This is a genomic window from Actinomadura sp. 21ATH (genome assembly GCF_041951345.1).
Lineage (GTDB): Bacteria > Actinomycetota > Actinomycetes > Streptosporangiales > Streptosporangiaceae > Spirillospora.
On the sequence record NZ_JBGNUR010000001.1, the window covers coordinates 356,962 to 369,876 of the forward strand.

At 73.6% G+C, this 12,915-nt stretch carries 9 protein-coding genes; 5 read left to right on the forward strand and 4 right to left on the reverse strand.

Going from position 1 to position 12,915, the window contains the following annotated elements; genetic code table 11:
- Positions 1-139 precede the first annotated feature (139 nt).
- Positions 140-2,233, forward strand: coding sequence for a prolyl oligopeptidase family serine peptidase (locus ACA361_RS01755; RefSeq protein ID WP_375009967.1), 2,094 nt, complete (start codon positions 140-142; stop codon positions 2,231-2,233).
- Here the strand turns inward: ACA361_RS01755 and ACA361_RS01760 are convergent.
- Together ACA361_RS01760 and ACA361_RS01765 are read right to left on the reverse strand one after the other, a co-directional pair.
- A complete protein-coding gene (locus tag ACA361_RS01760; RefSeq protein WP_375009968.1) occupies positions 2,230-3,963 on the reverse strand; it encodes an ABC transporter ATP-binding protein in 1,734 nt (577 codons plus the stop codon). The two genes, ACA361_RS01755 and ACA361_RS01760, sit on opposite strands and share 4 nt — an antisense overlap.
- The gene (locus ACA361_RS01765; protein ID WP_375009969.1) at positions 3,960-5,714 is read right to left on the reverse strand and encodes an ABC transporter transmembrane domain-containing protein; all 1,755 of its coding nucleotides are present in this window, start codon (positions 5,712-5,714) and stop codon (positions 3,960-3,962) included. Before ACA361_RS01765 ends, ACA361_RS01760 begins: the two co-directional genes overlap by 4 nt.
- A 313-nt stretch (positions 5,715-6,027) precedes the next feature.
- Between ACA361_RS01765 and ACA361_RS01770 the strand changes: the two genes are divergently transcribed.
- The 4 genes from ACA361_RS01770 (at position 6,028) to ACA361_RS01785 (ending at position 10,803) form a co-directional block, all read left to right on the forward strand.
- Positions 6,028-7,272: a PP2C family protein-serine/threonine phosphatase gene (locus ACA361_RS01770; RefSeq protein ID WP_375009970.1), complete on the forward strand. Its 1,245-nt coding sequence runs from the start codon at positions 6,028-6,030 to the stop codon at positions 7,270-7,272.
- A gap of 149 nt (positions 7,273-7,421) precedes the next feature.
- A complete protein-coding gene (locus ACA361_RS01775; RefSeq protein ID WP_375009971.1) occupies positions 7,422-8,111 on the forward strand; it encodes a succinate dehydrogenase cytochrome b subunit in 690 nt (229 codons plus the stop codon).
- A 2-nt stretch (positions 8,112-8,113) separates the two neighbouring features.
- Positions 8,114-10,051 carry a fumarate reductase/succinate dehydrogenase flavoprotein subunit gene (locus ACA361_RS01780; protein WP_375010878.1) on the forward strand — a complete coding sequence of 646 codons (1,938 nt, stop codon included), beginning with the start codon at positions 8,114-8,116 and terminating at the stop codon, positions 10,049-10,051.
- Positions 10,051-10,803 carry a succinate dehydrogenase/fumarate reductase iron-sulfur subunit gene (locus ACA361_RS01785; RefSeq protein WP_375009972.1) on the forward strand — a complete coding sequence of 251 codons (753 nt, stop codon included), beginning with the start codon at positions 10,051-10,053 and terminating at the stop codon, positions 10,801-10,803. The genes ACA361_RS01780 and ACA361_RS01785 overlap by 1 nt, the downstream gene beginning before the upstream one ends.
- Positions 10,804-10,821: 18 nt before the next feature.
- On the opposite strand, the gene ACA361_RS01790 is transcribed toward ACA361_RS01785, so the two are convergent.
- Both ACA361_RS01790 and ACA361_RS01795 read right to left on the reverse strand, forming a co-directional pair.
- A complete protein-coding gene (locus ACA361_RS01790; protein ID WP_375009973.1) occupies positions 10,822-11,865 on the reverse strand; it encodes a LysR family transcriptional regulator in 1,044 nt (347 codons plus the stop codon).
- A gap of 116 nt (positions 11,866-11,981) precedes the next feature.
- The gene (locus ACA361_RS01795) at positions 11,982-12,776 is read right to left on the reverse strand and encodes a Crp/Fnr family transcriptional regulator (RefSeq protein WP_375009974.1); all 795 of its coding nucleotides are present in this window, start codon (positions 12,774-12,776) and stop codon (positions 11,982-11,984) included.
- Between the last annotated feature and the right edge of the window lie 139 nt (positions 12,777-12,915).

A 12,915-nucleotide genomic window follows, 5' to 3' on the forward strand; every position in this document is an offset into this window, starting at 1 on the left:
TTTTCGAGCTTACGCGAGCCCGGCCGCGATCTCCGGCGAATCCCGATCGGGCACACTACAGCGCCCGCCCCGCGGCGGTCAGGCGTAAAGGCGGGACGTCGCCGCCACCGCCGGACCCATGCTGGCAGACTCGGATGCCATGAGCATCAGCTATCCGCGGCAGAGCGCCCGTACCCGGCGGTTCACCCTCGGTGTCCCGCGCGCCTTCCAGATCGCGCCGGACGGGTCGTTCGTGGCCTTCCTGCGGACCAAGGCCGGCGACGACCCGGTCACCTGCCTGTGGACGCTCGACCTCGCCTCCGGCGAGGAGCGCCTGATCGCCGACCCGGCCGCGCTGGACGTCCCGGGCGAGGAGGACCTGCCCCCCGAGGAGAAGGCCCGCCGCGAGCGGGCCCGGGAGCAGGCCGGCGGCATCGTCGGGTACGCGGTGGACCGCGAGGTCCGGAAGGCGGTCTTCACCCTCGCCGGGCAGCTGTTCCTCACGGACCTGCGTTCCGGCGAGGTCCGGGCGCTACCCGCGAGGACGCCGGTGTTCGACCCGCGGCTCGACCCGGCCGGGCGCCGGGTCGCCTACGTCTCCGGCCGCACGATCCGCGTCCTGTCCCTCCAGGAAACGGGCGACGACGCCGACCGGGAGCTGATCACGCCGGAGAGCGACCAGGTCTCCTACGGGCTCGCGGAGTTCATCGCGGCCGAGGAGATGGGCCGCATGCGCGGCTACTGGTGGTCCCCCGACGGCGCCGCCCTGCTGGTCGCCCGGGTGGACGAGACGCCCGTCCAGCGCTGGACGATCGCCGACCCCGCCAACCCCGACCGCGGCGCGCACGAGATCGCCTACCCGGCCGCCGGGACGCCCAACGCGATCGTCTCCCTGGTGCTCGCCAAGGCCGACGGCTCCGGCAAGGTCGGGGTCGCCTGGGACCGCGGCGAGTTCCCGTACGTGGTCACCGCGGCCTGGGACCGGCACGGCCTGGTGATCGTCACGCAGTCCCGCGACCAGCGCGCGCAGCGGGCCCTCTCCGTCGACCCGTCCAACGGCGCGACCTCCCTCCTGCACACCCTGCACGACCCGGTCTGGACCGAGATCGTCCCCGGCGTGCCCGCCCGCACCGGCGACGGCGCGCTGGTCTGGCACGTGGAGGACGCCGGGACCGACACCCGCCGGATCACCGTCGGCGGCGAGCCGGTCACGCCCGGCGGCCTCCAGGTCCGCGCCGTCCTCGGCGTGGAGGGGAGCCGGATCCTCTTCACCGGCGCGGAGGAGCCCACCGAGCAGCACGTGTGGTCCTACGACGGCGCCACCGGCCGCACCGAGCGGCTCACCGAGGGCCAGGGCGTCTTCGGCGGCGCCCGCTCCGGCGAGGTCACCGTGATCACCGGCTCCCGGCTCGACCGTCCCGGCACGGCGGTCGAGGTCCGCGGCCCCGCCGGCGTACGGGAGATCGCGTCCCGGGCCGAGACCCCCGACCTCACGCCCCGCGTCGAGCTGCTGCGGGCCGGGAAGAGCGAGATCCGCACCGCCGTCCTGCTGCCGACCGGCTGGAAGCCCAGCGACGGCCGGCTGCCCGTCCTCATGGACCCGTACGGCGGGCCCCACGCCCAGCGCGTCCTGGCCGTGCGCCGCGCGTACTACGAGGCCCAGTGGCTCGCCGACCAGGGCTTCGCCGTCGTGATCGCCGACGGCCGCGGCACGCCCTCGCGCGGCCCGGCCTGGGAGCGCTCGATCCACCACGACATGGCGACCCCCGTCCTGGAGGACCAGGTCACCGCCCTGGAGGACGCCGCCCGCCGGCACCCCGGCGCGCTCGACCTGGACCGCGTCGCGATCCGCGGCTGGTCGTACGGCGGCTACCTCGCGGCCCTGGCCGTCCTGCGCCGCCCCGACGTCTTCCACGCCGCGGTGGCGGGCGCGCCGGTGACCGACTGGGCGCTGTACGACACCCACTACACCGAGCGCTACCTGGGCCACCCCGACGAGGAGCCGGCGAACTACACCGCCAACTCCCTCATCCAGGACGCCGGCCGCCTGGAGCGCCCGCTGCTGCTCATCCACGGCCTGGCCGACGACAACGTGGTGGCCGCCCACACCCTCCGCCTGTCCGGCGCCCTCCTGGCCGGCGGCCGCCCCCACACCGTCCTGCCGCTGTCGGGCGTCACCCACATGACCCCGCAGGAGGTCGTCGCCGAGAACCTCCTCCACTTCCAGGTGGATTTCCTCAGGCGCAACCTCTAGGAGCCGTGCCAGCTGCGCCAGAGGGCGGCGTAGGAGCCGTTCTGGGCGAGGAGCTCGTCGTGGGTGCCCAGTTCGGTGATGCGGCCGTCCTCGACGACCGCGACGCGGTCGGCGTCGTGCGCGGTGTGCAGCCGGTGCGCGATGGCGACGACGGTCCGGCCGTCGAGGACGGCGGCGAGCGAGCGCTCCAGGCGGCGGGCCGCGCGCGGGTCCAGCAGCGAGGTGGCCTCGTCCAGGACGAGGGTGTGCGGGTCGGCCAGGATCAGCCGGGCCAGCGCGAGCTGCTGGGACTGCGCGGGCGTGAGCGGCTCGCCGCCGGTGCCGACGGCGGCGTCCGGGCCGGGGCCGTCCCAGTCGACCGCGCGCAGGGCCGCGTCGATGTCGGCGGCGGTGGCGTCCGCGCGGGCCATCACGAGGTTGTCGCGGAGCGTGCCGCGGAAGACGTGGTGCTCCTGGGTGACCAGCGCGACATGGCCGCGCAACTCGGCCGGCGGGAGCCCCGCCAGCGGCGGGCCGTCCGGCGCGACGGTCACCGACCCGGCGCGCGGCGCGTCGATCCCGGCCAGCAGCCGGCCCAGCGTGGACTTCCCGGCGCCGGACGGGCCCACGATCGCCAGCCGCTCGCCGGGCCGCAGCTCCAGGTCGACGCCGTGCAGGACGTCCCGGCCGGGCCGGTAGGCGTAGCGGACGCCGCGCGCGGTGATCCGCTCCTCTCCCGCGGGCGCGGCGGGCGGGCTCGCGGGCTCCTTCGGGGACGGGCCGGCACCCACGCCCAGCAGCCGCGCCAGCGAGGCCGACGCGACCTGGAACTCGTCCAGCCGGACCAGGATCATGTCGATCGGGATGATCAGCTGCTGGACGTACAGGGTGGCGGCCGTCACCTGCGCCAGCGTGGCCGCGCCCTCCGCGTACAGCAGGCCGCCGATCAGCAGGGTGACGGCGACCGGCAGCACGTGGCTCAGGTCGACCACCGGGTACAGGATCGTGCGCAGCCGCAGCGTGTAGCGCTCGGCGGCGTACGCGCGGGCGATGTCGTCGTCGGCGCGGCGGGCGCGGCGGTCCTGGAGGCCGAACGCCTCGGCGGTGCGGGCGCCCTGCACGGTCTCGGCCAGGCCCTCGGTCAGGTCCGCCCAGGTGGCGTTCTCCCGCAGGTAGCCGTCCCGGGCGCGGCGCAGGTACCAGCGCATCGCGATGACCAGCGGCGGCACGGCGACCAGGCAGGGCAGCGCGACCAGCGGCCCGTTCAGGAACAGCGCGCCGACCGTCAGCACGGTCACGACGATCCCGATCAGCGTCTCGGGCACCGCGTACCGGACGCTGTCGCCGAGGTTGGCCACGTCCCGGGAGGTGCGGCTGACCAGGTCGCCCGTGCCGGCCCGCTCGACCGTGGTCAGCGGCAGCGCCAGGACCCGCTCGACGAACTCCTCGCGCAGCCCGGCCAGCACCTTCTCGGCCAGCCGCGCCGAGGCCAGGTAGGCGTACCGCAGCAGGACGCCCTGGACGATCACGAACGCCGCGATCGCCGCCCCCGTGGCGTCGATCCGCGCGTCGCCGCGCTGCACGCCCTCGACCAGGCCGCCGAGCAGCCGCGGCGTGACCAGCCCGGCCGCGGCCGCGAGGGCGTGCAGGCCCACCGCGGCCGCCAGCTCGCGGGGGTGGCGCAGCATGAGGCGGCGCGCGTACACCCGGACCTCGCGGGGCGTGGCGACCGGCAGGATCTCGGCGCTCACGGGCTGCGCACCTCCTCCGGTACGTCCTCGGGCGCGTTCTCTGGTGCGTTCTCTGGTGCGTTCTCTGGGGCGGGCTCGCCGCGGGTCACGGTGGCGGCGTAGCGGGGCTCGGTCTCCAGCAGGCCGCGGTGCGTGCCCTCGGCGGCGACCGTCCCGTTCTCGACGTAGGCGACGTGGTCGGCGCGGTCGAGCATCAGCGGGCTGGTCGTGCACACCACGGTCGTGCGGCCCGGGCGGCCGGCGGCCAGCCGCGCGGCGATCCGCGCCTCGGTGTGGGCGTCGACCGCGCTGGTCGGCTCGACCAGGACCAGCACCTCGTGGCCCGCGGCCAGCGCCCGCGCCAGCCGGAGCCGCTGCCGCTGGCCGCCGGAGAACTCCCGCCCGGCCTCGGCGACGTGCGCGTCCCGGCCGGCCGCGGCGACGATGTCCGCGGCACCGGCCGTCTCGACGGCGCGTTCCAGCTCGTCGGGGTCCGTCCGGGGGCCGGCCAGGCCGTCCATCAGGGGGCCGGAGAACAGCCGGTCGTCGTTGATCGCCACCAGGACGCGGCCGCGCGGATCCGCCAGCTCGCGCAGCGGCCGGCCGCCGTAGGCGACGTCGCCGTCGGCGTACCGGCCGAGCCGGTCGGCGATCGCCTGCGCGTCGCGCGGGTCGGCCGCCGCGATCGCGGTCAGCCGTCCCGGCCGCACGACCAGGCCGGACGCCGCGTCCACCAGCTCGCCGCCGGGCTCCGGCCGGGCGGTGCCGTCCAGCGCGACGCCGGGCCGCAGCGCGAGCACCGCGGTCACCCGGGCCGCCGCCACGTGCGCCTTGGTCAGCTTCCCGGCGGCCTCGCCGATGGTCTTGAGGGGGTGGATGAGGAACACCGCGTACCCGTAGAAGGCGACCAGCTCGCCCACGCTGATCGTCCCGGCGGCGGCGAACCGCGCGCCGAGCCAGGTGACCAGCGCCACCAGCAGGCCGGGCAGCAGCACCTCGGCGCCGCTCAGCTTCGACTCGGCCCGCGCGACCGCGACCCCCGCGGCGCGGACGCGCTGCGACTCGGCCCGGTAGCGGCCGGCGAACATCCGCTCGCCGCCGGCGCCGCGCAGCACCCGCAGGCCCTCGACCAGGTCGGTCGCCTGCGCGGTCAGCTCGCCGGACAGCTCCCGGGCGACCTGCTCGCGCTCGCGGTACGGCCGCAGCAGCGGCGCCGCCAGCGCCAGGATCACCGGCACGCCGACCAGCACGATCAGGCCCAGCGGCGGCGAGGAGGCCAGCAGGATCGCCGCGACGGCGACGATGGCCACCACGGCTCCCGTGCCCCGCGCCACGATGTCCATCCCGTGACCGATGTGTGCGACATCGGCCACTCCGACGGTCACCACCTCGCCCGCGCTGAGGCGCGTGGGGAGCGTGCCGCCGAGCCGCGTCGCCTGCCGGGTGACGACCTGGACCGTCCGGTACGTGGCCGCCATCCAGTTGAACACCGCGAACCGGTGCCGGGTCACCGCGGAGGCCGCCTGGACGGCGCCCAGCCCGAGCAGCACCCCGGTCCAGGCGAGCAGCGCGCCGGAGTCCTTCGCCGCCACGCCCGCGTCGATGGCGCGGCCGATCGCGGCGGGCATCACCGCCTGGCTGAGCATCCAGACGACCCCGAGCAGCGCTCCGGCGGCCAGGCTGCCGGCCTGGGTACGGGCCAGCCACAGCAGGTAGCGCGCCGGTGAGCGATGGTCGGGTTCGCCGGGATCTTCGACCGGCAACGGTTTCACGGACCGAAGGTTAGACAGGCGGCGAGCCCGATCTCGACAGGTTTTCCGGCGGCCTCCGGCGCGGCGCGGCCGCCACCCTGGATGCACGATCGTGATCGGAGGCGATAAGGTCGGATGGTACGGAGCGCCGCATCTCAGCTTTGCGCCGTCGCTCCATGAGCCGGGAACCCGGCGGCTGGGCAGAGGCCGCTGCCCCGGCGCGGACCGGTTCCGCGGGCCCGCGAACGGCGTACCGGCGCACCAGCGCCCGCCGTCCGGATCCGCCGCCCGGCCGTTGCCAGTGCCGCCGCCCGACCGACACTCCGGAAGCCTTGTGAGCACAACCAGCCACCGTTCGCATGCCGTCGCACTCGGCGGCGAGGACAGGATCGACCTGCTCCTCATCGGCGACGACCCCGCCGACGTCTTCCTGGTCGAGAAGATGCTGGGCGACAGCGGCCTGGAGATCAGGATGACGGTCGCCGAGAGCCTCCCGGCCGCCCGCCGCTCGGTCACCCGCCGTACCCAGTGCATCATCGTGGACCTGTCCGCGCCGGACGACCACGATCCGATCGAGCGGCTCCGCGAGGTCCTGGACATCTCGCGCAACGCCGCCGTGATCGTCCTGACCGGCTTCGAGGACACCCGGCTCGGCGTCCGCGCGGTCGCCGCCGGCGCCGAGGACTACCTGGTCAAGCAGGAGGTGGACGGGCCGCTGCTGGCCCGCGCGATCCGGTACGCGATCGAGCGCAAGCGGGCCGAGGAGACCGAGCGCCGGCTGGTCGAGGCGCGGATCCTGGGCCGCGAGAACGCCCGGCTGGAGCGCGGGCTGCTGCCCGTGCCGCTGATCGACGAGCGGGCGGTGCGGCACTACGCCCGCTACCGGCCGGGCCGCCGCCGGGCGCTGCTGGGCGGCGACTTCTACGACACGGTGCAGACCGGCGACGGCACCGTGCACGTGATGATCGGCGACGTCTGCGGGCACGGCCCCGACGAGGCGGCGCTGGGCGTCCAGCTGCGGATGGCGTGGCGGACGCTGGTGCTGGCCGGGCACACCGGCGAGCAGCTGCTCGGCACGCTGGACACGGTGCTGGGGCACGAGCGGCGCAGCGAGGAGATCTTCACCACGCTGTGCATGATCACGATCGCGCCGTCGCTGCGCACCGCCCGGATGCATCTGGCCGGGCACCCGGCGCCGCTGCTGTTCCGCGAGCACGGCGCGGACGGCGGGACCGAGGTGACCGCGCTGCCGGAGTACGCGCACGGCCCGGCGCTGGGCCTGGTGCCGGGCGCCGAGTGGCCGACCACCGAGATCGACCTGGGCCCGTCGTGGAGCCTGATGCTCTACACCGACGGGCTGATCGAGGGCCGGATCGGGGCCGGCCCGGCGCGGCTGGGCACCGACGGGCTGGTGGACCTGGCCCGCAAGGCGCGCGGCCGGGGGGCGGCGGGCCGGGGGCTGATCGACGCGCTCGTCGGCGAGGTCGAGGACCTGAACGGCGACGCCCTCACCGACGACCTGGCGGTCGTGCTGCTCTCCCGTGACGGCGCCGCGACGGAGAAGTACTACCGTTCGTAGTTCCTGATCTTGCTGTGAGGTCGCTCACCTCGATGTACGTCCCCGGGTGACCGGTTCGCCTGGCCTGCTTGGTTCATAGCCTGAGGCTATGGAAACCAGTGCTGCGATGACTTGGATTGGATGACCAGCGCAGACATAACGTGCGGGCCGTGGCTATAGCGATACCTGCGATCTACCGATCGACCGTCGGCAAGAAGGCCGTGATGGCCGTCACCGGCGGCGTCCTGGTGCTGTACCTGATCGCGCACATGGTCGGGAACCTCAAGATCTTCTATGGGGCGGAGAGCTTCAATCACTACGCGCACTGGCTGCGCACGATCGGCGAGCCCGCCGTCCCCCACCGCACGGTCCTGACCCTCATCGAGGTCGTGCTGGCCGTGTCGGTGATCCTGCACATGTGGTCGGCGATCTCGCTGGCCCGCCGCGCCGCCCAGGCGCGCCCGGAGAAGTACCGCTCCAAGAAGAAGTCGCACGCGCAGGGCTACGCCACCCACACCATGCGGTACGGCGGCGTCATCATCGCGCTGTACATCATCTGGCACCTGCTGGACATGACGTTCCTGGTCGTCAACGGCGGCGGCCCCGACGCCACCCCGTACGAGCGGGTCGTCGAGGGCTTCGCCCCCTCCCGCTGGCCCGTCACCGCCTTCTACGTCATCGCCCTCCTGCTGGTGGGCCTGCACCTGTGGCACGGGATCTGGAGCGCGTTCCAGACCCTCGGCCTGCGCAACCCGCGCAACGAGAAGGCCCTGCGGGCGCTGGCGATCACGGTGGCCGCGCTGATCGTCGTCGGCTTCCTCGCCGTGCCCCTCTCTGTCACCGCCGGATGGGTGAGCTGAACATGACCGACACCTTCTACAAGTCGGGCGAGCCGATCGCCGACGAGAAGGCCCCCAAGGGCCCGATCGAGAACCGCTGGACCACGCGCAAGTTCGAGGCCAAGCTGGTCAACCCGGCCAACCGCCGGAAGAAGAAGATCATCATCATCGGCACCGGGCTGGCCGGCGGCTCGGCCGGCGCCACGCTCGGCGAGGCCGGCTACCACGTCGTCCAGTTCTGCTTCCAGGACAGCCCGCGGCGCGCCCACTCGATCGCCGCCCAGGGCGGCATCAACGCGGCGAAGAACTACCGCAACGACGGCGACAGCGTCTACCGGCTGTTCTACGACACGGTCAAGGGCGGCGACTTCCGCGCCCGCGAGTCCAACGTGCACCGCCTCGCCGAGATCTCCACGCAGATCATCGACCAGTGCGTCGCGCAGGGCGTCCCGTTCGCCCGCGAGTACGGCGGCCTGCTCGACAACCGCTCGTTCGGCGGCACCCAGGTGTCCCGGACGTTCTACGCCCGCGGCCAGACGGGCCAGCAGCTCCTGCTCGGCGCGTACCAAGCGCTGATGCGCCAGGTCGACGCCGGCAACGTGGAGCTGCACGCGCGGCACGAGATGCTCGACCTGATCATGGAGGACGGCCGCGCCCGCGGCGTCGTCGTCCGCAACCTGATCACCGGCGAGATCTCGCACCACACCGCCGACGCCGTCGTCCTGGCCAGCGGCGGGTACGGGAACGTCTACTTCCTGTCCACCAACGCCATGGGCTCCAACGTCACCGCCTCCTGGCGGGCGCACAAGCACGGCGCGTACTTCGCCAACCCCTGCTACACGCAGATCCACCCGACCTGCATCCCCGTCAGCGGCGACCACCAGTCCAAGCTGACGCTGATGTCGGAGTCGCTGCGCAACGACGGCCGGGTGTGGGTGCCGAAGAAGGCCGGCGACGAGCGCAGGCCGTACGACATCCCCGAGGACGAGCGCGACTACTACCTGGAGCGCATCTACCCCTCGTTCGGCAACCTCGTCCCCCGCGACATCGCCTCCCGCGCCGCCAAGAACGTCTGCGACGAGGGCCGCGGCGTCGGCCCCGGCGGCCTCGGCGTCTACCTCGACTTCGCCGACGCCATCGAGCGGCTCGGCCGCAAGGCCGTCGAGGCCAAGTACGGCAACCTCTTCGAGATGTACGAGCGCATCACCGGCGAGAACCCGTACGAAACGCCGATGCGCATCTACCCCGCCGTGCACTACACGATGGGCGGCCTGTGGGTCGACTACGACCTGCGGTCCAACATCCCCGGCCTGTTCGTGATCGGCGAGGCCAACTTCTCCGACCACGGCGCCAACCGGCTCGGCGCGTCCGCGCTGATGCAGGGCCTGGCGGACGGCTACTTCGTCCTGCCGAACACCGTCGGCGACTACATCGCCCGCACCGACCTCCCGCCGGTGAAGGAGACCGCCGTCGCCGAGGCGGAGAAGCGCGTCAAGGACCAGATCGACACGCTGCTGTCGATCGACGGGGACCGTTCCGTGGACTCCTTCCACCGCGAGCTCGGCCACATCATGTGGGAGTACTGCGGCATGGAGCGCACCGAGGAGGGCCTGCGGAAGGCTCTGGAGCTCATCCCGGCGCTGCGCGAGGAGTTCTGGACCCGCGTCAAGGTCACCGGCAAGGGCGAGGAGCTCAACCAGCAGCTGGAGAAGGCCGGCCGCGTCGCCGACTTCCTGGAGCTGGGCGAGCTGATGGTCATCGACGCGCTGCACCGCGCCGAGTCCTGCGGCGGCCACTTCCGCGCCGAGAGCCAGGACGAGGAGGGCGAGGCCAAGCGCGACGACGAGAACTTCGCCTACGTCGCCGCCTGGGAATGGGCCGGGAAGGACGCGCCGCCCGTCCTCCACAAGGAGGCCCTCGAGTTCGATTACGTCAAGCCGAGCCAGAGGTCGTACAAGTAATGAAGCTGACACTGCGCGTCTGGCGCCAGACGGGCCCCGAGAGCAAGGGGAAGATGGTCGAGTACAAGCTCGACGACATCTCGCCCGACGCCTCGTTCCTGGAGATGCTGGACGTCCTGAACGAGAAGCTCATCGCCGAGGGCGAGGAGCCGGTCGCGTTCGACCACGACTGCCGCGAGGGCATCTGCGGCATGTGCTCGCTGGTCATCAACGGCACGCCGCACGGCCCCGAGCGGGCCACCACGACGTGCCAGCTGCACATGCGCAAGTTCAAGGACGGCGAGGTCATCGACGTCGAGCCGTGGCGCGCCAAGGCCTTCCCGGTCGTCAAGGACCTGGTCGTCGACCGCTCGGCGTTCGACCGGATCATCTCCTCCGGCGGGTTCATCTCGGCGCCGACCGGTACCGCCCCCGAGGCGCACTCGACGCCGGTGCCCAAGCCGGACGCCGACAAGGCGTTCGAGGCCGCCGAGTGCATCGGCTGCGGCGCCTGCGTCGCGGCCTGCCCGAACGGCTCGGCCGCGCTGTTCCTCGGCGCCAAGGTCACCCACCTCGGCCTGATGCCGCAGGGCCAGCCCGAGCGCTGGGACCGCGTCGTCGGGATGCTCGACACCCACGACGAGGAGGGGTTCGGCGGCTGCACCAACACCGGCGAGTGCACCGTCGCCTGCCCGAAGGGCATCCCGCTGGACGTGATCGGCCGCCTCAACCACGACTACCTGAAGGCGACCGCCGGCGGCAAGAAGAAGTAGGGAAGCAGGGGCGCGGCCCTAGGAACGCTTGCCCATGATCGTTCCTAGGGCCTCCACTCCCGCGGGGAGGCTGCCGCCCAGGGCGGCCTCCACCAGGTAGGTCTCCAGGGTCTCCTGGAACGCGCGGGCGGCGTGCGTCAGGTCGACGTCCTTGCGGTGCGCGAGGGCGATCGTCCGCTGGAGGCCGGGGCCGGGCGAGCCGCGCCGGACGGGGCGGGCCCGGCCGCCGGGCTCGGTGGGACGCACCGTGCGGACGCCCGTCGCCGGATCGTGCTCCTCGGCGATGACCAGCGGCGTCCCGCGCAGGCCGGGCCGCCCGGCCAGCACCATGCTCGGCACGACGGCGATCCCCAGCCCCGCCTCGACGAACCGCAGCACCGCGTCCATCTCGCCGCCCTCGACCGCGAAGCGCGGCTCGAACCCGGCGGCCCGGCAGGCGCCGATCGTCGCCTCGCGCAGGTCGTACCCGGAACGGAACATCACCAGCGGCCGGTTGCGCAGGTCCTCGATCCGCAGGTACGGGCGGCGCGTGAGCTGGGACGGCTCGGCGGGCGAGGCCACCACCAGGTTCTCGCGCAGGATCGAGGTCGTCTCCAGCGGCGGGTCCCCGGCCAGCGGCAGGATGACCAGCGCCAGGTCGAGCAGCCCCCGGGTCAGGTCGCGGACCAGGTCGCGGGAGCCGCCCTCCTCCACGATCAGCCGGATGCCCGGATAGGTGTCGTGGAAGCGGCGCAGCACGTCGGCGAGCAGGCCCGCGCACAGCGACGGCGTGGCGCCCAGCCGGACCCGGCCGCGGCGCAGGCCGGCCAGTTCCTGCACCTCCAGCCGGGCCGTGTCGACGTCGGCGAGGATGCGCTTGGCCAGCGGCAGCAGCGCCTCGCCCGCCGGGGTGAGGGTGATGTTCCCGCGGGCGCGGCTGAACAGCGACGCGCCCAGCTCCGCCTCCAGCGCGCGGATCTGCTTGGACAGCGAAGGCTGCGCCACACGCAGGATCTCGGCCGCCTGGGTGAAGTGCCGGACCTCGGCGACCGCGACGAAGTAGGCGAGCTGCTGCAACTGCATCCTGCACAGGGTACGACCATCCTGGTCAGCGACCCCGGCCAGCCCCGCTGGGGAAGGGCCGCACGGGACGCGGGAACGCCACCGTGGCGGGTGGTTCCTCCGGGGCCGGCGGCCGGTCAGCGGGCGTGCCTGCGGAGGGCCTGCAGGTCGTGCACGATCACGCGGCGGCGGCCGGTCTCGATCCAGCCGTGTCGGCGCAGCGTGCCCAGCGCCTTGCTGACGGCCTCCCGGGACGCGCCGACCCAGCCGGCCAGCTCCTCCTGCGACAGGTGCAGGGTGATCTGCACGCTCGTCCGGCCGCGGTCGCGGCCGTCGGCGCCGTCCGGGACCGCCTCGCCGTTGGGCGCGCGGCGGGGCGCGGGCACATGCGGGGCACGGCCGCCGGGGGCGGTGGGTCCCTTGGCGCGGCCGTCGGGGTCGTACGGCTCGCCGAACCGCTCGGCCAGCTCGACCAGGCGCTGCGCGACGCGGCCGGTCGCGTCGTACATGCCGAACTCGACGCGCTTGCGGTCGGCCTCCCGCCAGCGCCGGCACAGCATCCGCATCACGATGATCGACACCCGGCCGTGCCGGCTGAGGAACGCCGTGAACTGGTCCTCGGTGAGCGTCAGCACCCGGGCCGGCTCCAGCGTGGCGACGGTGGCCGACCGGGGCAGGTGGTCGATCGCGGCGACCTCGCCGACCAGCGCGCCGGGGCCGCGCACGTCCAGCAGCGCCTCGCCGCCGTGCTCGCGGTACGAGAACGCCTTCACCCGGCCGCCGTAGATGACCGCGACCGAGGTGGTCGTCTCGCCCTCGTGGAAGAGCACCTCGCCGCGCGGCAGGTCGCGGAACCGGCCCCGCGCCTCCAGATCCGCGCGTTCCTCAGGGGTGAGCTCGGCAAGGAAGGAGCCAGGCTCGAAGGCGGTCATGGATCCACGCTAAACGAGAGGACCACTTCACGGGACTGGCAGCGAAATCACGAAACCGTCACGCGTTGTGTGAACTTCTCCCTATTCGTGGCGGTTTTTCGGGACAAGAGTGGGTCCCGGCGTGTGCGACCGCGAGGTC

Bases quoted from the DNA above. Each gene is read 5' to 3' on its own strand.
- ACA361_RS01755 (WP_375009967.1), top strand. From the start codon at position 140: ATGAGCATCAGCTATCCGCGGCAGAGCGCCCGTACCCGGCGGTTCACC.
- ACA361_RS01780 (WP_375010878.1), top strand. From the start codon at position 8,114: ATGACCGACACCTTCTACAAGTCGGGCGAGCCGATCGCCGACGAGAAG.
- ACA361_RS01785 (WP_375009972.1), top strand. From the start codon at position 10,051: ATGAAGCTGACACTGCGCGTCTGGCGCCAGACGGGCCCCGAGAGCAAG.
- ACA361_RS01790 (WP_375009973.1), bottom strand. From the start codon at position 11,865: ATGCAGTTGCAGCAGCTCGCCTACTTCGTCGCGGTCGCCGAGGTCCGG.
- ACA361_RS01795 (WP_375009974.1), bottom strand. From the start codon at position 12,776: ATGACCGCCTTCGAGCCTGGCTCCTTCCTTGCCGAGCTCACCCCTGAG.